Annotated in this window: 18 protein-coding genes, 1 tRNA gene and 1 pseudogene (1 of these 20 cut by a window edge); 10 read left to right on the top strand and 10 right to left on the bottom strand. The window is 70.3% G+C overall.

Going from position 1 to position 24,560, the window contains the following annotated elements:
• Window positions 1–230: 230 nt before the first annotated feature.
• Window positions 231–941, top strand: a pseudogene (locus BJY18_RS36825) (mechanosensitive ion channel family protein); the annotation flags it as partial.
• Window positions 942–1,522: 581 nt separating this feature from the next.
• Window positions 1,523–2,161 (top strand): nicotinamide mononucleotide transporter family protein, encoded by a 639-nt coding sequence (locus BJY18_RS13260; protein ID WP_184780267.1) that lies wholly within the window; start codon window positions 1,523–1,525, stop codon window positions 2,159–2,161.
• Here the strand turns inward: BJY18_RS13260 and BJY18_RS13255 are convergent.
• The 4 genes from BJY18_RS13255 to aceE form a co-directional block, all read right to left on the bottom strand.
• The gene (locus BJY18_RS13255; protein WP_184780266.1) at window positions 2,142–3,755 is read right to left on the bottom strand and encodes an L-lactate permease; all 1,614 of its coding nucleotides are present in this window, start codon (window positions 3,753–3,755) and stop codon (window positions 2,142–2,144) included. The genes BJY18_RS13260 and BJY18_RS13255 overlap by 20 nt on opposite strands.
• Window positions 3,756–3,893: 138 nt before the next feature.
• The gene (locus tag BJY18_RS13250) at window positions 3,894–4,148 is read right to left on the bottom strand and encodes a hypothetical protein (RefSeq protein ID WP_184780265.1); all 255 of its coding nucleotides are present in this window, start codon (window positions 4,146–4,148) and stop codon (window positions 3,894–3,896) included.
• A gap of 145 nt (window positions 4,149–4,293) precedes the next feature.
• Window positions 4,294–5,505, bottom strand: coding sequence for an alpha-hydroxy acid oxidase (locus BJY18_RS13245; protein ID WP_184780264.1), 1,212 nt, complete (start codon window positions 5,503–5,505; stop codon window positions 4,294–4,296).
• Between the two features lie 134 nt (window positions 5,506–5,639).
• Entirely contained in the window at window positions 5,640–8,435 is a 2,796-nt protein-coding gene (aceE, locus tag BJY18_RS13240; protein WP_184780263.1) for a pyruvate dehydrogenase (acetyl-transferring), homodimeric type, read from the bottom strand.
• Between the two features lie 385 nt (window positions 8,436–8,820).
• On the opposite strand from aceE, the gene BJY18_RS13235 reads away from it, so the two are divergent.
• The 3 genes from BJY18_RS13235 (at window position 8,821) to BJY18_RS13225 (ending at window position 9,894) form a co-directional block, all read left to right on the top strand.
• Window positions 8,821–9,252 (top strand): DUF3052 domain-containing protein, encoded by a 432-nt coding sequence (locus tag BJY18_RS13235; protein ID WP_184780262.1) that lies wholly within the window; start codon window positions 8,821–8,823, stop codon window positions 9,250–9,252.
• A gap of 71 nt (window positions 9,253–9,323) precedes the next feature.
• Window positions 9,324–9,785 (top strand): peroxiredoxin, encoded by a 462-nt coding sequence (locus BJY18_RS13230; protein WP_184780261.1) that lies wholly within the window; start codon window positions 9,324–9,326, stop codon window positions 9,783–9,785.
• 37 nt (window positions 9,786–9,822) lie between these two features.
• A tRNA-Val gene (locus tag BJY18_RS13225) sits at window positions 9,823–9,894 on the top strand.
• 279 nt (window positions 9,895–10,173) lie between these two features.
• Here BJY18_RS13225 and BJY18_RS37740 read toward each other — a convergent pair.
• Both BJY18_RS37740 and BJY18_RS13215 read right to left on the bottom strand, forming a co-directional pair.
• Window positions 10,174–10,404 carry a Uma2 family endonuclease gene (locus tag BJY18_RS37740; RefSeq protein WP_312873830.1) on the bottom strand — a complete coding sequence of 77 codons (231 nt, stop codon included), beginning with the start codon at window positions 10,402–10,404 and terminating at the stop codon, window positions 10,174–10,176.
• 135 nt (window positions 10,405–10,539) lie between these two features.
• Window positions 10,540–11,739, bottom strand: coding sequence for an aminotransferase class V-fold PLP-dependent enzyme (locus tag BJY18_RS13215; RefSeq protein WP_184780260.1), 1,200 nt, complete (start codon window positions 11,737–11,739; stop codon window positions 10,540–10,542).
• A 45-nt stretch (window positions 11,740–11,784) separates the two neighbouring features.
• On the opposite strand from BJY18_RS13215, the gene BJY18_RS13210 reads away from it, so the two are divergent.
• Both BJY18_RS13210 and BJY18_RS13205 read left to right on the top strand, forming a co-directional pair.
• Window positions 11,785–12,417: a GntR family transcriptional regulator gene (locus BJY18_RS13210; protein ID WP_184780259.1), complete on the top strand. Its 633-nt coding sequence runs from the start codon at window positions 11,785–11,787 to the stop codon at window positions 12,415–12,417.
• Window positions 12,414–13,175, top strand: a complete 762-nt coding sequence (locus tag BJY18_RS13205) for a metallophosphoesterase (RefSeq protein WP_184780258.1) — start codon at window positions 12,414–12,416, stop codon at window positions 13,173–13,175. Before BJY18_RS13210 ends, BJY18_RS13205 begins: the two co-directional genes overlap by 4 nt.
• A gap of 40 nt (window positions 13,176–13,215) precedes the next feature.
• Here BJY18_RS13205 and BJY18_RS13200 read toward each other — a convergent pair whose 3' ends face one another.
• Genes BJY18_RS13200 through BJY18_RS13185 form a run of 4 tightly spaced genes read right to left on the bottom strand, consistent with a single transcriptional unit; the run spans window position 13,216 to window position 18,018 of the window.
• On the bottom strand, window positions 13,216–14,841 hold the full coding sequence (locus BJY18_RS13200) for a CocE/NonD family hydrolase (protein ID WP_184784597.1): 1,626 nt from the start codon (window positions 14,839–14,841) through the stop codon (window positions 13,216–13,218).
• 47 nt (window positions 14,842–14,888) lie between these two features.
• A complete protein-coding gene (locus BJY18_RS13195) occupies window positions 14,889–15,851 on the bottom strand; it encodes an asparaginase (protein WP_184780257.1) in 963 nt (320 codons plus the stop codon).
• Entirely contained in the window at window positions 15,848–17,290 is a 1,443-nt protein-coding gene (locus BJY18_RS13190) for an amino acid permease (RefSeq protein ID WP_376774661.1), read from the bottom strand. Before BJY18_RS13190 ends, BJY18_RS13195 begins: the two co-directional genes overlap by 4 nt.
• Complete coding sequence (locus BJY18_RS13185) at window positions 17,287–18,018, bottom strand: FadR/GntR family transcriptional regulator (RefSeq protein ID WP_184780256.1); 732 nt, start codon at window positions 18,016–18,018, stop codon at window positions 17,287–17,289. Before BJY18_RS13185 ends, BJY18_RS13190 begins: the two co-directional genes overlap by 4 nt.
• A gap of 259 nt (window positions 18,019–18,277) precedes the next feature.
• On the opposite strand from BJY18_RS13185, the gene dnaE reads away from it, so the two are divergent.
• From dnaE to BJY18_RS13170, 3 genes are all read left to right on the top strand, one after another.
• Window positions 18,278–21,868, top strand: a complete 3,591-nt coding sequence (gene dnaE / locus BJY18_RS13180) for a DNA polymerase III subunit alpha (RefSeq protein WP_184780255.1) — start codon at window positions 18,278–18,280, stop codon at window positions 21,866–21,868.
• Window positions 21,868–23,340 carry an MFS transporter gene (locus tag BJY18_RS13175; RefSeq protein ID WP_184780254.1) on the top strand — a complete coding sequence of 491 codons (1,473 nt, stop codon included), beginning with the start codon at window positions 21,868–21,870 and terminating at the stop codon, window positions 23,338–23,340. The genes dnaE and BJY18_RS13175 overlap by 1 nt, the downstream gene beginning before the upstream one ends.
• A 471-nt stretch (window positions 23,341–23,811) precedes the next feature.
• Window positions 23,812–24,560, top strand: partial view of a low temperature requirement protein A gene (locus BJY18_RS13170; RefSeq protein ID WP_184780253.1) — the 5' portion only. The gene runs 442 nt beyond the window's last position; 749 of the gene's 1,191 nt are visible here — the first part of the coding sequence; the start codon lies at window positions 23,812–23,814; its stop codon lies off the right edge, out of view.

Below are 24,560 nucleotides of genomic sequence, written 5' to 3'. Positions count from 1 at the left end.
GCCTGTGAGCTTTCGGTGAGCTACCGGTGGGTAAATGCTCGAGGCCGCCCGGCGCTGAGCGGTTTTCGCTGCGCCGGACGGCCTCGTCTCCCCGGTCCCCACCGGTAGAACAAGTATGGCCGTGCTTGATCTTCTCGCGCCAGTCGTCTCACTCGATCGTGGTGCACAGCACTCGGGTCGTCTGGGTACCAGTGGTGCATCCACGGTGACACAGCGCGAAGGGAGCCGGCGTGGGCGAGCAACTGAAGGACGGACTCGGGCAGGCCTGGAATCTGGTGGCCACGTTCGTTCCGAAACTCGTGGGTTTCCTGATCATCCTGCTGATCGGCTGGCTGATCGCGAAAGCCGTGTCCAAAGGCCTCGGGCTCGTTCTCGGAAAGCTCGGTTTCTCGCGTCTGGTGGAGAAGACCGGGCTGACCGGAATGCTCCGGCAGGCGAATCTCGACGCCACCACGATCCTGGTGAAACTGGTCTACTTCTTCATTCTGCTGATCGCGCTGCAGCTGGCGTTCGGCGTGTTCGGCCAGTCGAATCCGGTCAGTCAGCTGATCAACGACATCATCGCGTTCCTGCCGCGGATCGTGGTGGCGCTGGTGCTGATCGTGGTGGCCGCGGCGATCGCGAAGGTGGTCCGGGACGTGGTCACCTCCGCGCTGGCGGGTCGTTCCGCCGGGCGTCTGCTCGGCACGATCTCCTACTGGCTGATCATGGCGTTCGGCATCATCGCCGCACTGGGCCAGGTGAACATCGCGACGACGGTGACCGGGCCGGTGCTCGTCACCGTGCTCGCCACGATCGGCGGCGTGATCGTCGTCGGCTTCGGCGGTGGCCTGATCAAGCCCGCGCAGGAACGCTGGGGCGGCTGGCTCAGCAGCCTGCAGAGCCAGGTCGGTGGCGGAACGCAGGGTCAGGTCGGCGGCCGGCCGGCGCCGCAGCAGCCGGGTGCGCACGAGGCCCCCACGGCGGCGTACCCGGCCGGTGACCCGGCTCAGCCCGGCACGCAGCACCAGAGCGGCCAGCTGCCGACCGGGGCGCCCGAGCCCGGCGGCGACACCCCGGCGGGCACCGATCGGCCCGGCGGCCGTCCGATGCCGGGTACAAGCCAGCCGGGTACAAGCCAGCCGGGTGCAGGCCAGCCCGGGACCCGGCAGCCGGGTACGCCGTCGGGTGGCCAGCAGTCCGGTGGCCAGCAGCCCGGCACACCGCCGCCGGCGACACCGCCCGGCACGCAGCCTCCGGTGGACCCGCCCACGCCGCCGTCCGGCTTCCGCCCCGGCGGGAGCTGACGCGACGCACCCGAAGGCGAACAGGCGCGGGAGGTCCGGTACCCGATCCGGGTGCCGGGCCTTCCGCTGTCCACGCCGGGTGCCGGGCCGTCTGCTGTCCATGCCGGACCCCCGCGGTTGACGCCGGTGCCGAACCCCTCCGCTGTCCACTGGCCGGGATTGTCCGGCACCTCACATCCGGGCGGGAATGGCGCTGCGGTGCGGCATGTTGGGAGGCGTAGACCGGAAGGGGCGGAATGGACTTCCTGCTGCACCACGGCGTGACCGTGCTGGGCCAGTGGATTTCGATCGCGGAGCTGGCAGGTCAGCTGTTCGCGCTGGCCGTCGTGTTCCTCGCCGAACGCCGGACGCTGTGGACGTGGCCCGTGCAGGTGGCGGCCACCGCGCTGCTGTTCTCGGTCTACGTTTCCGCGCACCTCGGCGGTCTGGCCGGCCGGCAGGTCGCCATCCTGCTGATCTCGCTCTACGGCTGGTGGGCCTGGAGCCGGCGCAGCGATCCGGTGTACGGCGTGGTGGTGCGCCGGGGCCGGTGGACCGAGCGGTTCGCGATGCTGGCCGCCTTCGCCGGCGGAACGGTCGCGATGGCGCTCGCGCTGCAGGCGCTCGACGCGTCCTGGGCGCCGTGGCCGGACGCCGCCATCTTCGTGGGCACGCTCGTCGCGTTCGCCGCGCAGGGGGTGGGGCTGGTCGAGTTCTGGGGCGTCTGGCTGGTGGTCGACGCGATCGGGGTGCCGCTGCAGATCGGGTCCGGGCTGTACTTCTCGGCCGCGATCTACGTGGTGTTCGCGGCGCTGGTCGTGCACGGCTGGATCAGCTGGAGCCGGTCGGCCCGCCGCGTCCGCGCGCAGGAGCACGTCACGGCAGCACCCAGCTGAGCACCGGGGTGCTCTGCCCGAGCACGATCAGGCACAGCACCACCAGCAGCCCCACGCTCCACGGCAGCACTTTGCGCAGCAACCGCCCTTCCGAACCGGGCAGGTTCGCCGCCACGCAGGCGATGGTGAGGTTCTGCGGCGAGATCATCTTCCCGAGCACTCCGCCGGAGCTGTTCGCCGCCGCGAGCAACGGCGCGGGCAGTCCGGTCTGGTGGGCCGCGGCCACCTGCAGAGCCCCGAACAGCGCGTTCGCCGACGTGTCCGAACCCGACACCGCGACGCCGAACCAGCCCAGTACCGGGGAGAGGAACGCGAGCCCGGCGCCGGCCGCCGCGATGAACGTGCCGATGGTGTTCGTCTGGCCGGACAGGTTCATCACGTACGCCAGCGCCAGTACACCGGCCACGGTGAGGATGGCGAACCGCAGTTCGGCCACGGTGGCGAGCCATTCGCGCACCGCGGTGCGTCCGGCGATGCCCAGCGCCAGCGCGGTGATCAGCCCGGCCAGCAGCACCAGAGTGCCGCCGGTGTTCAGGAACGGCAGGGAGAAACTGTTGCCGGACACCGCTTTCCCGTCGGGTGCGTGCACGTCCAGTCCGGGCCAGTGGAATTTCCAGGTGGCCGTGTCGAGCAGCTTCTTCACCGGTGGCACCTGGGCGAGTGAGAAGATCACGATGATCAACGCGTACGGCAGGTAGGCGCGCACCACCTCGCCGCGCTCGTCCGGCCGGTCCGCGGTGGCGGTCGCCGTTCCGGTGAGCGCTTGGGCGCGGACGTCCGCGGGCACCGCCCGGCGCGTCGCGGGCAGGGCGACGAGCGCGGCCGCCCCGGCGAGGGCGGCGGCGATGTCGGCGAGCTGCGCGGACACGTGGTTCGAGGCGAGGAACTGGACGACGCCGAAGGCGGCTCCGCAGGTCAGTGCCGGTATCCAGGTTTCACGCAGGCCGCGACGGCCGTCCACGATGAGCACCAGCAGCAGCGGCACGAACAGCGCCAGCACCGGGGTCTGCCGTCCGACGATGGACGACACCTGGTCCAGCGGCAGGCCGGTGACCTGGGCGAGTGTGACGACCGGCGTGCCCATCGCGCCGAAGGCGACCGGTGCGGTGTTCGCGACCAGCGAAACGACCGCAGCCCGCACCGGGCTGAACCCGACGGCCACGAGCATCACCGCGCTGATCGCGACCGGCGCGCCGAACCCGGCGAGCGCCTCCATCAGCGCGCCGAAGCAGAAGGCGATGATCAGGGCCTGCAGCCGCGGATCGTCGGAAATCCGGCCGAACGAGCGGCGCAGCACGTCGAAGTGCCCGGTGCGCACGGTCAGCCGGTAGACCCACAGCGCGTTGACCACGATCCACAGGATCGGGAACAGCCCGAACACGGCACCCTGCAGCGCCCCGGACACGGCCTGGCCGATCGGCATCCGGTAGGCCACAGCACCCACCACGAGCGCGGCGACCAGCCCGGCCAGCGCGGCGTGGTGTGCTTTCGCCCGTACCGCCCCCAGCAGCACGAGCACGACGGCCAGCGGAACGACCGCGACGAGCGCGGAAAGTCCCAGCGAGCCCAGCGGAGTCAGGTCTTGCACGAACACGGCGACCTCCGGGGGGCCGCTGTTTCCGCATCACGGAAACAGCCTTTCACGAGGTGGCTGAGATCTTCGTCACCCGCGTGCTGTTCCGTCAACCCCGTGTCATACGTCTGGCCGCTCGGAGACCGCCTCCGGCGCCTGTCAGCAGACCGCGCGCGGTTCGCCAAGTGCCCGCAGCCCGTCGGCGGTCAGCTCCGCCCGCGTCCACTGCCCGGCCGCGACGGCGTGGCGCGGACGGACCAGGCCCGTCCGCGCCAGGGCGTGCGCGGTCGCCTGGTCGCAGCAGAGCAGCCCGTCGATCCGCAGGTCGGGCTCGCAACTGCAGGTCAGCTCGGCGCGGCCGGCGGCGACCGCGCGCAGCATCGCCAGCGCACGGCCGTTCAGTGTGGTGGACATCGGCGTTCCCTCCGTGGTCGTCGGAGAGGAGACGTGACCGCGGCCACCGAATACGCGAAATCCACCCGGTTCGCCCGGAAGGTGCAACGTCACCCAGCGCCGGCCCGTGCCGGACTTCACCGCCGGCGGGAAAGCGGTCCGACGTTCAGTGGAGGGTGGCGTGCGAGGGACGCAGGTCCTGGATCCGGCGCACGCCGAGCAGCTGCATCGTGCGGACCAGCTCCGCGCGCAGGATGTCCACGCAGCGCTGCACCCCGCGCTCGCCACCGGCCATCAGGCCGTACAGGAAAGCGCGGCCGATCAGCACGGCGTCGGCGCCGCGGGCCAGCGCGGCCACGATGTCGCCGCCGGAAAGGATGCCGGTGTCCACCCACACCTCGGCGCCGCCCTCGAGCGCGTCGAGCACCGGGGGCAGCAGCTCGATCGGCGTGGGCGCGCGGTCGAGCTGGCGGCCGCCGTGGTTGGACAGCACGACCCCGTCCGCGCCGCGGCGCACCACCTCGCGGGCGTCGTCCACGTTCTGCACACCCTTGATCACCAGCTTGCCCGGCCAGGTGCGGCGCACCCAGTCGAGGTCGTCGTAGTTCAGCGTCGGGTCGAACAGCTTTTCCAGCAGCTCCGCGACGGTCCCGTCGAAATGGCTGAGCGAGGCGAAGTTCAGCGGTTCGGTGGTGAGCAGGTTGAACCACCACGCGGGGTGCATCGCCCCGTTGGCGAACGTCTTCACCGTGAGCGCAGGCGGAATGGTCAGCCCGTTGCGCACGTCGCGCATCCGGGCACCCGCGACCGGGGTGTCGACGGTCAGCAGGAGCGTGTCGTAGCCGCTTTCCCACGCCCGGTTCATCAGATCTTGGCCCGCGCCGCGGTCGCGCCACACGTAGAGCTGGAACCACTTGCGCGCGCCCGGAGCGGCCGCCGCGAGGTCCTCGATGGACGTGGTGCCCATCGTGGACAGGCCCATCGGGATACCGGCGCGCTCGGCCACCCGGCCCACCGCGCGCTCGCCCTCGTGCTGCATCATCCGGGTGAACCCGGTGGGCGCGAAGGCGAACGGCAGCTCCGAGCGAACCCCGAGGATCTCCGTGCTTGTGTCCACATCGGACACTCCGCGCAGGACGTTCGGGTGGAACTCCACCCGCCGGTAGGCCTGCCGGGCACGGCGGAGGCTGTCTTCGAGTTCGGCCGCGCCGTCGGTGTAGTCGAACGCCGCGCGCGGGGTGCGTTTGCGGGCGATCGTGCGCAGATCCGCGATGGTGTGCGCGACGGCCAGCCGCCGGTCGGTCGGGTTGAGCACGATCGGCTTCGGCCGCAGGATCTGCTGCAGCTCACTCGGCCGGGGCAGGCGACGCTGGACCACGGTCGGCCATCCTTCCTGACACCTTGCGGACCCCCGGCCCGACCTTAACCCCTGCTGCGCCGGTGAAACCGGGAAGGCCCCCTTGACGGAACCGAGTTCCGTCAAGGGGGCCCCACGGCATCCGGGCCGGACGCCTACGCGCTGCCGGAGTCGGACGTCTGCGGCCCGGCGGCCGCGACGTCGTCGATCCGGTAACGGCGCGCGGCCTCGGCGACCTTCGCCTGGTCGAACTCGCCGCGCCGGGCGAGCACCGACAGCGCGCCGACGGTGATCGATTCGGCGTCCACGAGGAACTTGCGCCGTGCGGCAGGGCGGGTGTCGGAGAAGCCGAACCCGTCCGTGCCGAGCGTGAGCATGTCGGTGGGCACCCACGGGCGGATCAGGTCCGGCACCGCGCGCATCCAGTCCGACACCGCCACGACCGGACCGCTCGCCTCGGACAGCTTCTGCGTGACGTAGGGCACGCGCGGCGTTTCGTCCGGGTGCAGCAGGTTCTGGTGGTCGATCTCGACCGCTTCACGGCGCAGCTCGCCCCACGACGTGGCCGACCACACCGCGGCCCGCACGCCCCAGTCGTCGGCCAGCAGCCGCTGCGCCTTGAGCGCGTCCGGCATGGTCACGCCGGACACCAGGACCTGCACCTGCGGACCGTCGCCCGCCGGCGCCTCGGCGTAGCGGTAGAGGCCCTTGAGCACGCCGTCCACGTCGAGGTTCTCCGGCTCGGCCGGCTGCTGGTACGGCTCGTTGTAGATCGTGATGTAGTAGAACACGTTCTCGCCGTTGCCGTCCGGGCCGGCCTCGCCGTACATCCGGCGCAGCCCGTCCCTGACGATGTGCGCGATCTCGAACGAGTAGGCCGGGTCGTAGGCCACCGCGGCCGGGTTCGTCGCGGCCAGCAGCAGCGAATGCCCGTCCGCGTGCTGCAGCCCCTCCCCGGTCAGCGTGGTGCGCCCCGCGGTGGCGCCGAGCACGAAACCGCGGGCCATCTGGTCGGCCGCCGCGTACAGGCCGTCGCCGGTGCGCTGGAACCCGAACATCGAGTAGAAGATGTAGATCGGGATCATCGGCTCGCCGTGCGTGGCGTACGAGGTGCCGACGGCGGTGAACGACGCGGTGGAGCCCGCCTCGTTGATGCCCTCGTGCAGCAGCTGGCCCTTCTCGGACTCCTTGTAGGCCAGCATCAGGCTCGCGTCGACCGAGGTGTAGGTCTGGCCGTGCGGGTTGTAGATCTTCGCCGTCGGGAACATCGAGTCGAGCCCGAAGGTGCGGGCCTCGTCCGGGATGATCGGCACCACGCGCTTGCCGATCTCGGAATCCTTCGCCAGCTCGCGGACCAGCCGGACGAACGCCATCGTGGTGGCGACCTCCTGCTTGCCCGAGCCCTTGCGGATGCCCTCGTAGACCTTGTCTCCGGGCAGCACGAGCGCCTTGGCGGTCTTCGGCCTGCGCTCCGGCAGGTACCCGCCGAGCGCCTTGCGGCGGCCGATCATGTACTCGATCTCCGGCGAATCCGGGCCGGGGTGGAAGTACGGCGGCAGCTTCGGGTCGCGCTCGAGCTCCTCGTCGCTGATCGGGATCCGCTGCGCGTCCCGGAACAGCTTCAGGTCGTCGAGGGTGAGCTTCTTCATCTGGTGCGTGGCGTTGCGGCCCTCGAACGACGGGCCGAGGCCGTAGCCCTTGATCGTGTGCGCCAGGATCACCGTCGGCTGGCCGTGGTGCTCCATCGCCGCCTTGTAGGCCGCGTACACCTTGCGGTAGTCGTGCCCGCCGCGCTTGAGGTTCCAGACGTCGGCGTCGGAGAGGTCCTTGACCAGCTCCTTCGTCCGCGGGTCCCGGCCGAAGAAGTGCTCGCGGACGAAGGCGCCGTCGTTGGCCTTGTAGGTCTGGTAGTCGCCGTCCGGGGTCACGTTCATCAGGTTGACCAGCGCGCCGTCCCGGTCGGCCGACAGCAGCGAGTCCCACTCGCGGCCCCAGATGACCTTGATCACGTTCCAGCCCGCGCCGCGGAAGTACGCCTCGAGCTCCTGGATGATCTTGCCGTTGCCGCGCACCGGTCCGTCGAGCCGCTGCAGGTTGCAGTTGATCACGAAGGTCAGGTTGTCCAGGCCCTCGCCCGCGGCCACGTGCACCAGGCCACGCGATTCGGCCTCGTCCATCTCGCCGTCGCCGAGGAAGGCCCACACGTGCTGGTCGGAGGTGTCCTTGATGCCGCGGTCACGCAGGTAGCGGTTGAACCGCGCCTGGTAGATCGCGTTCATCGGCCCCAGGCCCATGGAGACCGTGGGATTCTCCCAGAACTCCGGCATCAGCCGCGGGTGCGGGTAGGACGGCAGGCCGCCGCCCTCGCCGGCGTGGCTGTACTCCTGGCGGAAGCCGTCCAGCTGCTGTTCGCTCAGCCGGCCCTCGAGGAATGCCCGGGCGTACATGCCGGGGGAGGCGTGCCCCTGGAAGAAGACCTGGTCACCGCCGCCGGAGTGGTCCTTGCCGCGGAAGAAGTGGTTGAAGCCCACCTCGTACAGCGCGGCGGAGGAGGCGTAGGTGGAGATGTGCCCGCCGACGCCCACGCCGGGACGCTGCGCCCGGTGCACCATGATCGCCGCGTTCCAGCGGATGTAACGGCGGTACCGGCGCTCGATCTCCTCGTCACCCGGGAACCACGGCTCGTTCTCGGTGGGGATGGTGTTCACGTAGTCGGTGGACGTCAGCGCCGGGACCCCGACGTTGCGCTCCCGGGCGCGCTCCAGGATGCGGAGCATCAAATACCGGGCGCGCTGCTGGCCACCCCTGGCCAGTGCCTCGTCGAAGGAGTCCAGCCACTCGCTGGTCTCCTCCGGGTCGATGTCGGGCAGGTGCGCCGCGAGTCCGTCACGGATGACGCGTACGCGTGCCGGGGTCTCCTTGCCGGAGGCGCCGTCGTTCTGCGGGGCCAAGGGGTCTCCTTGAGGCTGGTCGTGCTGGTGGGCGGGAGTGCTCGCCGACATCCATGGTCGTCCCCGGCCCGGCTCCCGTCACCTTTACTGTCCGGTAACAAGGGTCGCCCCGAGTGCACCACTCCCCGTGCGCGGTGTAACGCGCGCGCGTTTCTCTCCTCCACCCTAAAGGAGGGCCCCGCGGGAGGTGCTTCAGCGGGTGCCGAAGCGGCCTCGCGGGGCGCTGCGCTGCGACACGACTTGTGAAAGATCCGGTGTGGACGGTTGCGCGCAGCGCCGCGCCAGTGTTCGCTATCGGCAACCGTGTACACGAGCGTGGTGGGCGGAGCGGTCCCGAGGGACCCGGTTCCCGCCACTCTCCGTCGTAGTTGGAGGAGTGGAAGCAGTGGTCGCCGCGGGAGACGCAGGCAACGCCAGCGTCGCCGAGAGGCTTGGCATCAAGCCGGACATGGTGGTCCAGGAGATCGGCTGGGACGAGGACGTCGACGACGACGTCCGCGCGGCGATCGAGGAGACGATCGGGGCAGAGCTCCTCGACGAGGACGCCGACGAGGTCATCGACGTGGTCCTGCTCTGGTGGCGGGACGAGGACGGTGACCTGGGTGACGCCCTGGTCGACGCCAGGGGCCCGCTGGACGAGAACGGGGTCATCTGGGTACTCACCCCCAAGACCGGCCAGCCCGGGCACGTCGAACCCAGTGAGATCGCCGAGGCGGTGCCCCAGGTGGGGCTCGCCCAGACCGCCAACATCAGCGTGGGTGACTGGCTCGGCAGCAGGCTGGTCTCGCCGAAGTCCTCGAAGGCCAAACAGCGGTGAACACGGGCCCGGCCACCCACGCTAGGGTGGTCCGGGCAGACACGTGTTCACTCTCGAGAGGAAACGCCGGTATGGCCGTCGAGGTCGGTTCGCAGGCCCCTGACTTCACGCTCAACGACTACAACAAGCAGCCGGTCACGCTCTCGCAGTTCCAGGGCGACAAGCCGGTCCTGCTCGTGTTCTTCCCGTTCGCGTTCAGCGGGGTGTGCACCGGGGAGCTGTGCCAGCTGCGGGACGAGTTCAGCGACTACGACACCAAGGGCGTCCAGGTGCTGGGCGTCTCGTGCGACGCGGTGTTCTCCCTCAAGGTGTGGGCCGAGCAGGAGAACTACCAGTTCCCGCTGCTCTCGGACTTCTGGCCGCACGGTGAAGTCGCGCAGAAGTACGGCGTCTTCAACGACCAGGCCGGTCTAGCCCTGCGCGGCACCTTCCTGATCGACACCACCGGCGTCGTCCGCTTCGCCGAGGTCAACCAGCCCGGCGAGGCCCGCGACCAGGCAGCATGGAAAAAGGCGGTGGCCGAACTGGCCTGAACCACCCCGGCCGGGACCCCGTCGTCCCGGCCGGCCCGGGCGCATAGCTCAGCGGGAGAGCACTCGGTTTACACCCGAGCGGTCGCAGGTTCGAACCCTGCTGCGCCCACTCGCTCGTGGGCGTGCCCTGCTCGCGCGCCGGGGGCGCGCTCGCCTGGCTCGCTCGTCATTGCTTCTGGGGGTGCAACCCCCAGACCCCGCCCGGAGGGCTTCGCCCCCGGACCCCCCCGGACCGTGGTTGCGTTGGTGACTGGGGCTCGCGTTGGGGACGGGCCGGGGTCAGATCTCGGTGAGGTCGACGGTGAGCGGGAACGGGACGGTGGTGTCGATCATGCCGGGGAAGACCGGGCCATCCCGGTAAGACCGGGCGGCGGGGTCGAGGACGCAGTCAGCAGGCGATCGGGAGACCGCCCGCTGACTGCTCGACCCGCCAGTAGAACGGGATCCCCGCCTTGGCGTACTGATCGGTCTTGACGATCCGGTCGGTGGTTCCCGAGCCGGGGGAGACGACCTCGACGACCAGGAGAACGTGCTCCGGTCGGGTCGGGGTCAGGTCGAGCGGTGCCGTGGCAGAGGCCGGGTGTGCACACGAAAAGCCTCCCGGCCCGGTGTCCCCCACACCGGGCCGGGAGGCCGTTCGCCTGCCGCTGCGCCGGGTCTGCCCCCTCGACAGGCCCGGCCGCGGCGTTCCACGGGAGTACTCGGTACAGGAGGGGGCATCCGGGCCGGCAGATACTGGACCGATCGGGTGAACTCAGCCGGCGAGGTCCGGGAGGCTGTCGACCGCGGTGACCAGCCGGTCGATCTCCTCCTCCGAGTTGTAGTAGTGCACCGACGCGCGCACCAGGTTCGGCAACTGCCGGGCAGTGAAGTCGAACTGCGCGGAGGTCGCGCCCGAGACGCTCGTGGTGATCTTCCCTTCGCTCAGGCGCTGCTTGACGACCGCGGATTCCATGCCGGCGACGCTGAAGGTGACCAGACCGCATTTGCGCACCCCGGCGTCGTGGACCGTGACGCCGCCGAGCGCGCCGAGCCGTTCCCGCATCGTCGCGGCGAGGCCGGCGACGCGCTGTTCGATCGCCTGCAGGCCCCAGCCGAGCGCGTAGTCCACGGCCGCGCCCAGACCCAGCACCGCCGCGAAGTCGCGTTCCCACAACTCGAAGCGCTTGGCCGTCGGATCGACCACGTACTCGGTCGGCGCAGTCCAGGTGGCCGAATGCAGATCGAGCACCGCAGGCTCCAGCCGTTCACGCAGCCGTGGGTGCACGTACAGGAATCCGGTACCCCGCGGGCCGCGCAGGTACTTGCGGCCGGTGGCACTCAACGCGTCACAGCCGAGCCGGGTCACGTCCAGGTCCAGCTGCCCGGCGGACTGGCACGCGTCGAGCAGGAACGGGACGTCCGCCTCCCGGGCGACGGCACCGATCTCCTCGGCCGGGTTCACCAGGCCGCCCTGCGTCGGCACGTGGCTCACCGCGATGAGCTTGACGTTCGCATCCACCCGGCGGCGCAGGTCGGCCACGTCCAGCTGCCCGCTCTCGTCGTCGTCCACCACCTCGACGACGGCACCGGTGCGGCGAGCGACCTGCAGGAAAGCGAGGACATTGCTGGCGTACTCGGCCCGGGAGGTGAGGATCCGGTCGCCGGGCCCGAACGTCAATGCGTAGAACACCGCTTGCCAGGAACGGGTCGCGCTGTCGGTGAGCGCGATGTCGTCGGGCTCGGCCTTGAGCAGCCGGGCGACCGACGCGTAGACGGCTTCGAGCCGATCGGCCGTCGCGTCCGCGGTCTCGTAACCGCCGAGCAGTGCCTCGGTACGCAGGTAGTCGACCACCGTGTCGGTGACCTGCGACGGCGGAAGTGCGGTACCGGCGTTGTTGAAGTGGGTGACGCCGGCACAGCCTGGGGTGTCGGCTCGCGCACGGGCGAGATCGAACGGCGGAATGCTGGTCATGTCAACTGAATACAGTAGGGCTCTACTGCATGCAATACTGCCGCCATGACGAAACGTCCCCTGCGCGGCGACCTGCTCGGCGAGATCACCGCGCGGATCCTCGACGGGCGGCTCGCCGACGGCGGCCGGATCAACGAGGTGCACCTCGCCCGCGAGCTGGGCGTGAGCCGTACCCCGCTGCGCGAGGCACTGATCGGGCTCGCCGACCGCGGGCTGCTCGTCGTCGCGCCGGGCCGGGGGTTCCTCGTCGCACCGCTCGATCCGGAGGAGGCACGCCGGCTCTACCCGCTGGTCGCCGAACTGGAGGCGCTGGCACTGCGCTGGACGTCGCCGCTGGAGCTGGCCACGCTGCCGGACGCACTCGACCGGATCGCCGCCGAACTGGCCGGCCCCGGCGGTGCCGCCGAACTGTCCGAAGTGGACGACCGATGGCACGCATTGCTGCTGTCCCGGTGCGGCAACGCGCATCTGCTGCGTCTGATCGAGCAGACCAAGCCCCTCCTCAAACGGTACGAAACCCGGTACTTCGGCGGGCAGGCGCGGGCGGCGGAAAGCGTGGCGGAGCACCGGGCGATCGCGGCCGCGCTGCGGGAAGGCGATCTGCCGGCCGCGTCCGCCCTGCTCGTCCGCAACTGGGTGAAGGCATTGACCGACTGGGAAAGGGACTCCGCACAATGAGGATTTTCGCGCAGCTGTCCGATCTCCACCTCGACGGCGGGGACCGCGCCGACGCTCGCGCGGCCGCGGTGCTGCGGTTCCTGCATGAGTGCGTACAGCCGGTGGACGCGGTGCTCGTCACCGGCGACATCGCCGACCACGGGCTGCCGGAGGAGTACCGGCGGGCCGCCGAACTGCTGGAGTACCCGGCGCCGGTGGTGGTCTGCCCTGGCAACCACGACGTTCGCGCGCCGTTCCGCGAGGGGCTGCTGGGCGGCCCCGCCGCGGATGGGCCGGTGAACACGGCGACCGAAGTGGCGGGGGTGCTGATCGCCGCCTGCGATTCGTCCATCCCCGGCCACGGCGCGGGCTACCTCGCCGACGAAACGCTGTCCTGGCTCGACGAGGTGCTCGCCGGGCACGACGGCCCGGCGCTGGTCGCCTTCCACCACCCGCCGGTGGAAGTCGGCATCCCGCTGGTCGACCGGATCCGCCAGACCGGCGAGGACCGGCTCGCCGCCGTGCTGCGCCGGCACCCCGGGGTGGCCGGACTGCTGTGCGGGCACGTGCACACCGGCGCGGCGACGACGTTCGCCGGGGTCCCGGTGCGGATCGCGCCGGGCGTGGTCTCCGGCTCACTGCTGCCGATCGAACCCGGCTCCGGCCGCGGCTGGGACGAGGGCGGCCCGCTGGAATTCGACCGACCGCCCTCGCTGCTGCTGCACGTCCTGCACGACGACGGACGGCTGACCACCCACCACCGAGTCGTCACGCCCTGAAGCTCTGCGGACGCCTCCTTGAGTACGGCACTGCCGGCGGTCAGGGGGTGAAGACCGGCAGCGTGATCCGCGAAGGGCGCGTCTCGTCGTGGAACACCTCGAACCGGTTCGGCTTTCCCGCCACCGCGGAGGCGACCGGATCGGCGGTGCCGTGGTTGCGGGCGAACCGCGGGAACGCACCACCGGCCACCTGCACCCGCAGCCGGTGCCCGCGGCGGAAGCGGTACGCCGTCGGGTCCAGCTCCACCTCCGCGCGTACCACGCCGTCCTCGCCGGCTTCCGGAGCGCCAGGACGCAGCCGCAGAATCCCGTCCGTGACGTTGCGGGAGACACCACCGGAGTCGACGTCGCACAGCCGCACGTACACGTCCGCGTAGCCCAGTTCGGTGCGCACGAAGACGGTCGCGGCCACCTCGCCGATCACGTCGAGGTCCGCGGCCAGCGGCTCGCCGGTGAACACCAGCACGTCGTCGCGGGCCTCGACCTCGGAGTTGTCCCGCTGCTTGGTCTTGCCGGTGAGCAGCGGACCGCCGACCGCGGGGGTCGGATCCGCCGGGTCGTAGGTGAACGGCGTGGGCGCGGCCTGTCCGGACACCGTCTCGCCGAGCCCGCCGACCGGCCGCAGATGGGACTCGGTCGCGGTGGCCGGCGGCGGCCACTGGTCGAAGTCGAGCCAGGTGCCGGACTGCTGCAGGAAAATCCGCACCGGCGAACGGTGCAGGCCGGTGCGGTTACCGGTGAACTGCGCGGTGAGGAAGCCGAGCTGGTCCTGCACCAGCGCCCGCATCCCGCCCGGGTCGCTGTGCGCCCACGGCCCGATGGTGATCCGCGGGGCGCGCCCGGCGTCCTGCAGGATCCGGAAGTCGCGCAGCTGCCGGCGCAGGAACAGGTCGTACCAGCCGGTGCTCATGGTCACCGGCACGGTCAGCCCGGCGACTTCCGCGCTGTGGTCGGACATTCCCCAGTAGTCGTCGCCCGGTTCGGCGTGTTCGGTCACGTCCTGCAGGAACCGCACCGGACGGCCGATCGCGGCCACGTCCGCGCCGTTGACCGGCAGCTGCTCCATCGCCCGCCGCGTCCGCCGCGTCTGCAGCGGGTTCGGCAGCCCGGCCAGCGGGTCCTCCTGCCTGCCGATGAGCGCCGACCAGGACACCATGTTGTCGGCGGCGAGCACCCCGCCCGGGTAGAAGGTGGTGACGAACTCCGACGCCGTGACGGCGAGGCACATGGCTTCCAGCGGCGGATCGAGGTAGGGACCGACCGCCCACTGCGTGTGCCCGAGATAGCTGGCCCCGGCCGTGGCGAGGCGTCCGTCGCACCACGGCTGCGCGCGCAGCCATTCAGCGGTCGCGACGCCGTCCTCGCGCTCCAGGTGGAACGGCCGGAACTCGCCCTCGGACCCGAACGTGCCGCGCGTGCTCTGGAGCACGACCTGCAGGCCGTGCCGGGCGAACGTTTCGCCGAACAACTTGCCCATCGGCCCGCCACGGCCGTACGGCGTGCGGACCAGCACCACCGGCCCGGACCGCAGCCCGGCCGGGGCGTAGCGGTCGGCGAGCAGGTGCACGCCGTCGGGCATCGGGACCCGCAGGCCCCTCGTGATCTCCGGCGCCGGATCGTCGGCCACCGGCAGCCCGAGGACCCGGTCGGTGATCCGGTCGATGATTCGGTTCAGCACACGCCAACCCCTTCGCTCCGCGGACCTCTCCGAAGCTACTCGTCCGCGGGCCACGGGGTGGCGAGCTCGCCGGTCACCCGAAGGGCGGGATCGCGCAACGACGCGAGCGCCTCGCCGTCCACTCCCGCGTGGGACAGCGCCGCGGCGAGCACTGCCGGCCGGGCCCGGTCACCACCGTCGGCGATTTTCAGCGCGACAGCGGTGCCGTCGGGCAGCGCAGCGAGTTGCACGGCCTCGAAGCCGTCCTTCGCGATCAGGCCCGGGACCGCGCGCATCAGGCGGGTGACGTCGCGCCGGGTTCCGGCGACCAGGTCCGGACGTTGCCGGATCCCTTGCGCCACAAGCCCTTCCGGGGTTTCCTCGGGGGCGCTGGCAATCCGCGACACGGCTCGCGCGAGCCCGCGCAACGACACCGCGAACAACGGCGCGCCACACCCGTCGACCGCCACCCGCGCCACGGCATCCCCGGTGAGGTCTTCGACGGTTTCGCGGATCGCCTGCTGCAACGGATGTGCCGGATCGAGACAGGTCTCGACGTCCCAGCCCCGTTCCCGGCAGGTGGCGAGCATCGCGGCGTGCTTGCCGGAGCAGTTGTGCGCGAGCCGCGACGGCCCGCGTCCGGCGGCCACCCACCCGTCCCGTTCGACCGGATCGAACGGGAAATCGACGGGATTGCGCAAGTCGCCCTCGGTGCAGCCGTGTCCGGCGAGGACGTCCGCGGCGGCCGCCAGGTGCCGTGGTTCGCCGGAGTGGCTGGCCGCGGCGATCGCGAATCCGGCCGGGCCGGGCCGCAGCCCGAGCCGGGCCATCGCGGTGGCCTGCAACGGTTTCGCGGTGGAACGCGGGTACGTCGCGACGTCCGGATCACCCGCGGCGAACAGCGTCGAACCATCCGGCGCCAGTATCACCACGGAGCCGTGGTGCACGCCCTCGATCATGCCGTCGCGGATCAGGTGGACCAGCGGCACGTGCCGCGGTTCGCGCTGGGCGGCGGTCACGACTCGGCCCGGTCGAAGGCGCCCATGTCGATCCGCTTGCGCACGCAGAACCACCCGATGACCAGCGCGACGATGATCGCCGGCAGCGCGAGCAGGGTGATCCGGCCGGTCTCGTCGAAGCCCATCAGCACGACCACCAAGGCGAGAAAGGCCAGCGTCACGATCTCCGTCCACGGCGAGAACGGCAACCGGAAGTGCGGCCTGCGCACCTCACCGCGCCGGGCCTTGCGCACGAACAGCAGATGGCTCAGCACGATGATCGCCCAGGTGGCGAGAATGCCGATCGCGGCGAAGTTCAGCACGATCTCGAACGCGTTCTCCGGCACCACGTAGTTCAGCCCCACGCCCAGCACACAGACCGCCGCGGTGAGCAGGATCCCGCCGTAGGGCACCTGGTTGCGGTTCATCACACCGGTGAACCGCGGCGCCGAACCGGCCACCGACATCGACCGCAGGATCCGCCCGGTCGAGTACAGCCCGGAGTTCAGGCTCGACATCGCCGCGGTGAGCACGACCAGGTTCATGATGCTGCCCGCGGCCGGCACGCCCAGGTGCGAGAGCACCGTGACGAACGGGCTCTCGTCGGCGGTGTAGGAGCTCCACGGCATCAGCATGGCCAGTACCACGACCGAACCGACGTAGAACAGCGCGATCCGCCACATGATCGAGTTGATCGCCCTGGGCACGGTCTTCTGCGGATTCTCCGTCTCCCCTGCCGCGACGCCGACCAGCTCGCACGAGGCGTAGGCGAACACCACGCCCTGCACGATCAGGATCATCGGCACGATCCCGGCCGGGAACACCCCGCCGTGGTCGGCGATCAGCTGCGGGCCGGGGATCGTCCCGTCGATCGGATGCCGGGTCACCAGCAGCACGATGCCGACGATCAGGAACGCGACCAGCGCCGCGACCTTGACGATGGCGAACCAGAACTCCATCTCGCCGAACAGCCGCACCGACACCAGGTTCAGCGTGAGCACCACGGCCAGCGCGATCAACGCGAGCACCCACTGCGGGACCGGCACGAAGAACGACCAGAAATGCGCGTACAGCGCGATCGCTGTGATGTCCGCGATGCCGGTGGTCGACCAGTTCAGGAAGTGCATCCAGCCGGCGGTGTAGGCACCTTTCTCGCCTATGAACTCCCGCGCGTAGGACACGAACGCACCGGAGGACGGCCGGTACAGGATCAGCTCACCGAGCGCGCGCACCACGAAGAACGCGAAGAGCCCGCACACCGCGTACACGATCGCGAGCGCCGGCCCGGCCTGCGCGAGCCGGCCGCCGGCGCCGAGGAACAGCCCGGTGCCGATCGCGCCGCCGATGGCGATCATGGAGATGTGCCGGGATTTCAGCGCCTTGCGGTACCCGGCGTCGCCCGCGTCGGCCGGCCCTCCCGCCTCGTCGGTACCGGGGGAGGGCAGGGTGTGCTCGGTCACGCGGTCGGTCTCGTTTCTGCGTCGCTCGTGCGGCCGGACCACACGATCGTGATCAACGTCTGCTCGACATGGTCGAGGTGGGTAGTCATCGCCGCCACCGCGGCGGTCTCCGACCCGTCCGCGATCGCGTCGAGGATCCGGCGGTGCTCGACGTTCGACTCGGCCCGCCGATCGCCGAGCCGGTTCAGGAACGCCGACTGGCGGGCCAGCGCGTCGCGGATCTCCTCGATCACCTTCGCGAACACCGGATTGCCCGAGGCACGGGCGATCGCGACGTGGAACTGCGAGTCCAGCGCAACCCAGGCAGGCTCGCGGGTCTCGGTGTCCATCCGCTCGACCAGCGCGGTCAGCAGCGCCAGCTCGTCCTCACCGCGCCGTCGCGCGGCGAACCCGGCCACCGGGACCTCGACGTGCCGGCGCACCTCGACGAGGTCCTGTGCCGAGTACTGCCCGAAAGTGGGATTTTCCGGCGGGCCGTCCGCGGTGACGAAGGTGCCGCGCCCGGTCCGCGAGACGGTGAGCCCGAGTGCCTGCAACCCCCGCAGCGCCTCACGGACGACCGAGCGGCTGACCTGGTACTCCCGGCTCAGGGAAGCCTCGGACGGCAGCCGGTCGCCGACCGCGTAGTCCCCGCGGCCGATCGCGTCACGCAGGTGGGTCAGCACCGCTTCGCGGGCGCTGACCCGGCGTGGGACCGGTACGGCTACCCGGCTGTCGGACAGGTTCACGAGAGGTGATCGTGCGGCCCGGCCGGGACCGGAGTCAAGGGCCGTGGTGTACCCCACACGGGCGGCCACCGGCGAGCCCGGAACGTCTTCCCCGGCGCGTCGGACCCGCGCGCCGGAGCGTCAGGGGGCACGATCGGACCGCCCGGTTCGCCGTGCCGACCGCGGCGCCGGAGCACAGCGGCAGCGGACTAGGGTGGGCAGCCCGGGTCACGCCGCAGCAAGAGCCGGGAAGCCGTCTGCCTAGGGGAGGTTTTCGCTGGTGTCGAACGATTCTTTCGTCCACCTGCACGTCCACACCGAGTACTCGATGCTCGACGGCGCGGCGAAGATCGGCCCGCTGTTCGCCGAGGCGGCGCGGCTGGGCATGCCCGCGGTGGGGATGACCGACCACGGCAACATGTACGGCGGCGACGAGTTCTACCAGACCGCGAAGAAGCACGGCCTGAAGCCGATCATCGGCATCGAGGCCTACATCGCGCCGGAGAGCCGGTTCCACAAGAAGCCGGTGTTCTGGGGGCAGTCGAACCAGCGGGGCGCCGACGAGCTGGGTGAGGGCGGCGACGTTTCCGGTGCCGGTGCCTACACGCACATGACGATGCTGGCGGAGAACGCGACCGGGCTGCGGAACCTGTTCAAGCTGTCGTCGCTGGCCTCGATCCAGGGCTACTACCGCAAACCGCGGATGGACCGCGAGCTGATCGCGGAGAACGCGGCCGGCATCATCGCCACCACCGGCTGCCCGTCCGGTGAGGTGCAGACCCGGCTGCGGCTGGGCCAGCGCGAGGCGGCGATCCAGGCGGCCTCGGACTACAAGGACATCTTCGGCGCGGACAACTTCTTCCTCGAGCTGATGGACCACGGGCTGCCGATCGAGCGATCGGTGCGCGAGGGCCTGCTCGAGATCGGCAGGCTGCTCGACCTCAAGCCGCTGGCCACCAACGACTCGCACTACGTGACCAAGGACCAGGCCGACACGCACTCCGCGCTGCTGTGCGTGCAGGCCGGCAAGACACTCAACGACCCGACCCGGTTCAAGTTCGACGGCGACGGCTACTTCCTGAAGTCGGCCGCGGACATGCGCGAGTACTGGGACAAGGAAGTACCCGGCGCGGCGGACTCCACGCTGATGATCGCCGAACGGGTCGAGTCGTACGAGGAGGTCTACACGCACAAGGACCGGATGCCGGTCTTCGAGGTGCCCGGGGGACACGACGAGGCCTCGTGGCTGCGCCACCAGGTCGCCGACGGCCTGAAGTGGCGGTTCCCCGAGGGCATCCCGGACGGTTACGAGCAGCGGTGCGACTACGAACTCGGCGTCATTGAGCAGAAGGGCTTCCCGGCCTACTTCCTCATCGTGGCCGACCTCATCCAGCACGCCCGCGAAGTCGGCATCCTGGTCGGGCCGGGCCGTGGTTCTGCGGCCGGTGCGCTGGTCGCGTTCGCTCTGGGCATCACGAATCTCGACCCGATCCCGCAGAAGCTGCTGTTCGAGCGGTTCCTCAACCCGGAGCGGATGTCGATGCCCGACATCGACATCGACTTCGACGACCGCCGGCGCGGTGAGATGATCCGCTACGCCACGGAGAAGTACGGCGCGGACCGGGTCGCCCAGGTGATCACGTTCGGCACCATTAAAACCAAGGCCGCGATCAAGGATTCCGCCCGCGTGCACTTCGGTCAGCCGGGCTACTCGATCGCGGACAAGATCTCCAAGGCGCTGCCACCGCCGATCATGGCCAAGGACATCCCGCTGGCCGGCATCGTGGACTCGAAGCACGAGCGCTACGCCGAGGCCGCGGAGGTCCGCACGCTCGTCGAGACCGACGAGGAGTGCAAGACCATCTTCGACACCGCACGCGGGCTCGAGGGCCTGATCCGCAACGCGGGTGTACACGCCTGCGCGGTGATCATGTCCAGCGAACCGCTCACCGATGCGATCCCGGTGTGGCAGCGCGACGACGGGTCGGTGATCACCGGCTGGGATTACCCGTCGTGCGAGAACATCGGCCTGCTGAAGATGGACTTCCTCGGCCTGCGCAACCTGACGGTGATCGGCGACGCGCTGGCCAACATCAAGGCCAACCGCGGCGAGGAGATCGACCTCGACCGGCTCGGCTTCGACAATGCGGAGGCGTACGAGCTGCTCGGCCGCGGTGACACGCTCGGCGTGTTCCAGCTGGACGGCGGCGCGATGCGGGACCTGCTGCGGCGGATGCAGCCGACCGGGTTCGAGGACATCGTCGCCGTGCTCGCGCTGTACCGGCCCGGCCCGATGGGCATGAACGCCCACAACGACTACGCCGACCGCAAGAACAACCGGCAGCAGGTCACGCCGATCCATCCGCAGCTGGCCGAACCGCTGCGGGAGATCCTGGCCGAGACCTACGGCCTGATCGTGTACCAAGAGCAGATCATGCAGATCGCGCAGAAGGTCGCGGGCTACACGATGGGCCGCGCGGACACGCTGCGCCGCGCGATGGGTAAGAAGAAGAAGGAAGTCCTCGAAAAGGAGTACGAGGGCTTCGAGGCCGGGATGCGGGCGAGTGAACTCGTGCCCGGCGGCTTCTCCGCGGAAGCGGTCAAGGCGCTGTGGGACACCATTCTCCCGTTCGCCGGGTACGCGTTCAACAAGTCCCACGCGGCGGCGTACGGCCTGATCGCGTACTGGACCGCCTACCTCAAGGCGAACTACACGCCGGAGTACATGGCCGCGCTGCTCACCTCGGTCGGTGACAACAAGGACAAATCGGCCATCTACCTGTCGGAGTGCCGACGGCTCGGCATCAAGGTGCTGCCACCGGACGTGAACGAGTCGGCGCTGCGGTTCGCCGCCGTCGGGCAGGACATCCGGTTCGGCATGGGCGCCGTCCGCAACGTGGGCGCGAACGTGGTCGAGTCGATCATCAAGACGCGCGAGGAGAAGGGGAAGTACTCCTCGTTCACCGATTTCCTGGACAAGTCGGAGCTGGTGGCGTGCAACAAGCGGGTGATCGAGTCGCTGATCAAGGCGGGTGGCTTCGATTCGATGGGCTACCCGCGCTTGTCGATGGTGCAGGTGCACGAGGACGCGGTCGAAGCCGTCGTGCCGCTGAAGCGGCAGGAGGCGATGGGGCAGTTCGATCTGTTCGGGTCGTTCGGTTCCGATTCCGGTGACGGTGAGGCCGAGGTGGCGGCGTCGTCTCCGCTGGCGCATCTGAAGTTCGGCGAGGAGGAGTACCCGCGCAAGCAGTTGCTGGCCTACGAGCGGGAGATGCTCGGGCTGTACGTGTCGGCGCATCCGCTGGACGGGGCGGAGCGGATCCTGCGCAAGCACGCGCCGAAGTCGATCGCGGCGCTGCTGGCCGACCCGCCCAAGGAGGGCGAGGTCGTCATCTCCGGTCTGCTCACGTCGCTGGAGCGGCGGGTGAACAAGAACGGGGAGCCGTGGGCGATCTGCACGGTGGAGGACATGGACGCGGCACTGGAGGTGCTGTTCTTCGCCAAGGCGTACTCGATGTTCGCCGCCGACCTGGTCGAGGACAACGCGGTGCTGGTCAAGGGCCGGGTCAACTGGCGTGAGGACAAGATGTCGGTCTTCGGCGGCGGCCTCGTCCCGCTGGATCTCTCCGGCATCGGCTCCGGCGACGAGGAACCACCGCTGGTGCTGCTGGCCGCCGCGGAGAAGATCGACCAGTCGGTGGTCAGCGAGCTGAAGTCCACCCTCCTCGCCCACAAGGGGGAAACCCCGGTGCATCTGAAACTCGTCGGCAAGAACCAGACGGTGTTCGCGCTCTACGATTACCCGGTGAAGGTCAGTTCGATGCTCATCGGTGAGCTGAAGGGCATCCGCGGGATCACTGCGAACACCTGATGCCCGCGCCCGGGCCGGACCCCCGGCGCTGGCGGGCGCTCGCGGTCACGCTGACGGCGGGGTTCATGACGTTGCTGGACGTCAGCATCGTCAACACCGCGCTGCCCTCGATCCAGCGAGACCTGCGGACCGGCGCGGGCACCATCCAGTGGGTGGTCTCCGGCTACGCGCTCACCTTCGGCCTGGTCCTGGTCACCGGCGGACGGCTGGGGGACGCCTTCGGCCGGCGGCGGATGTTCCTGATCGCGCTGGCCGCGTTCGTGGCCACCAGCGCACTCGCCGGCGCCGCCGGGGACCCGGCCACGCTCGTGGCCGCCCGTCTCGCCCAGGGGTGCGCCGCGGGCATGCTGACGCCGCAGAACAGCGGCCTCATCCAGGACCTGTTCCGCGGTGCCGAGCGCGGCCGCGCGTTCGGCCTGTTCGGTTCGGTGGTGGGCGTGTCCACCGCGGTCGGCCCGGTGCTCGGCGGGGCGCTGCTGGCCGTTTTCGGCGATCCGGACGGCTGGCGGTGGGTGTTCTACGTGAACGTGCCGATCGGTGCCGTCGCGTTCGTGCTCGCGCTGCGCATGGTGCCGACGTCGCAGCGGCGCAAGATCCGGCTGCGCACGGAAATCGACTTCGTCGGCATCGCGGTGCTGGCCGTCACCGTGCTCGGGGTGCTGCTCCCGCTGGTGCAGTCGGAACAGGGCGGCCTGCGCCGGCTCTGGTGGCTGTTCCCGGTGGCCGCGGTGGCCGGCGTGCTGTTCGTGTGGTGGGAGCGGCACGTGGTGGCACGCGGCCGTGCGCCGCTGCTCGACACCCGCCTGTTCACGAACACTCCCGGGTACGCGAGCGGCGCGGCGGTGGGCGCGCTGTACTTCTGCGGGTTCTCCGGGATCTGGCTCGTTTTCGCGCTGTTCTTCCAGCAGGGCCTCGGTTATTCGCCACTGCAGTCCGGGCTGTCGGTCACGCCGTTCGCGCTCAGCTCGGCGGTGATGGCCGCGTTGGCCGGACGGCAGGTGCCCCGTTTCGGACGGCGGCTCACGGTGGCCGGGCTCGGCCTGGTGATCGCCGGGTTGCTGCTGGTCGCCCTGGTGGTGCAGCTCGTGCCCGCGTCGTTCGCCGGGCTCGCGATAGCCGCGCCGTTGTTGCTCGGCGGACTGGGTGGCGGCATGGTGACCTCGTCGAACACCACGCTCACCCTCGAATGCGTGCCGACCCGGATGGCCGGCGCGGCGGGCGGCGCCCTGCAGACCGGCCAGCGCATCGGCACGGCGATCGGCACCGCCGTGCTCGCCTCGGTCTTCCAGTCGGTGGTCGCGGGTTCCGGTCACCAGTACCCGGCGGCGCTGTCCGCGGCGATGTGCTGTGCGGCCGGGCTGACCTGCGTCGCGCTGGTGCTGGCGAGCTTCGAACTCCGTGCCCGCCGCCGGCATGCCGGACTCAGCGAGGAACACCACGCGGCACGGGCCGCGGCCGACGCGCATCGGTGATCAGGCAGGACGAGCATCCAGGGTGAGTCGATCACACTCACTTTGCACGCTCAGTGAACTACTTTCCGCCACAGGGTGATGCTCCATCCGAGTGACACGGGCATACAGCCTCTGGCGCTACTCAGAGCAACCAGGTAGACCTTATGGGGCCTTCAGAATGACACTTTCGCTACCTACAGTGGCAATTCGATCGGTCGACCGGGGATGGGTCGACCGGCCGGGCGGCCGAGGGAGTCCGGAGAAGCGGGGGAGCGGACACCCGAGGTCACCTCCCAGGCACAGGATCGTCGGCGTCCGCGGGGGACCGTACGGCGACCGCCGGGAGCGCCCTGGGGTCGCGCACGAGTGCGGTGAAGGCAGCAGGCGGGCCTGGTTGAGGGGGAACCGGGCCCGCCTCTCCACGTCCCCGCGTTCGCGACGTGCCGCCGATCATGTTGGGATGGGCCGGACCGAGCGAACCCGGGAGGGTGGATGGCCCACGAATCGTTGCCGGACAACCGAATCCGGCGGTGGTACCAGCCCATGCGGGCACGGGACCGGGACGAGCCGCACCGGGCCTCCACGCCACTGGAGCTGCTGTTCGACCTCTGTTTCGTCGTCGCCGTCGGACAGGCCGCGACCCAGCTGCACCACGCGTGGGGCGAGGGCCACATCGGACACGGGGTACTCAGCTTCGCGATGGTGTTCTTCGCCATCTGGTGGGGCTGGCTGAACTTCAGCTGGTTCGCGTCCGCCTTCGACACCGACGACGTGCCCTACCGCGTCGCGACGCTGGTGCAGATCGCCGGCGGCCTCACCGTCGCGGCCGGGGTCGACCGCGCTTTCGAGGGCAACTACGACGTCGTCGTGGCCGGGTACGTGCTGCTGCGGCTGGCAGCCGTCGTGCAGTGGCTGCGAGCGGCGCGTCAGTCGCCGGAGACGCGGAGGACCGCGTACTTCTACGCCGTCGGCATCACGATCGTGCAGGTGCTGTGGATCGCCCGCCTCGCCCTGCCCGAGTCACTGGGACTCACCAGTTTCGTGGTGCTCGTGCTGGCCGAGCTTTCCGTGCCGGTGCTGGCGGAGCGCCGTGCCGGGACCGCCTGGCACCCGCACCACATCGCCGAGCGGTACGGCCTGTTCACCCTGATCGTGCTGGGGGAAACGGTGCTGAGCGCGACGAACGCGGTGAAGGAAGGCCTCGCGTCCGGCGAGCACACCGGTGACCTGGTGTCGCTGGC

This window comes from Amycolatopsis jiangsuensis, from assembly GCF_014204865.1.
Taxonomy (GTDB): Bacteria; Actinomycetota; Actinomycetes; order Mycobacteriales; family Pseudonocardiaceae; genus Amycolatopsis; species Amycolatopsis jiangsuensis.
Note: the sequence above shows the minus strand (reverse complement) of the source record. Positions and strands in the feature narration are given on the sequence as shown.

Bases quoted from the DNA above. Each gene is read 5' to 3' on its own strand.
- BJY18_RS13210 (WP_184780259.1), top strand. From the start codon at position 11,785: ATGACGAAACGTCCCCTGCGCGGCGACCTGCTCGGCGAGATCACCGCG.
- BJY18_RS13175 (WP_184780254.1), top strand. From the start codon at position 21,868: ATGCCCGCGCCCGGGCCGGACCCCCGGCGCTGGCGGGCGCTCGCGGTC.
- BJY18_RS13260 (WP_184780267.1), top strand. From the start codon at position 1,523: ATGGACTTCCTGCTGCACCACGGCGTGACCGTGCTGGGCCAGTGGATT.
- BJY18_RS13215 (WP_184780260.1), bottom strand. From the start codon at position 11,739: ATGACCAGCATTCCGCCGTTCGATCTCGCCCGTGCGCGAGCCGACACC.
- BJY18_RS13205 (WP_184780258.1), top strand. From the start codon at position 12,414: ATGAGGATTTTCGCGCAGCTGTCCGATCTCCACCTCGACGGCGGGGAC.
- BJY18_RS13250 (WP_184780265.1), bottom strand. From the start codon at position 4,148: ATGTCCACCACACTGAACGGCCGTGCGCTGGCGATGCTGCGCGCGGTC.
- BJY18_RS13230 (WP_184780261.1), top strand. From the start codon at position 9,324: ATGGCCGTCGAGGTCGGTTCGCAGGCCCCTGACTTCACGCTCAACGAC.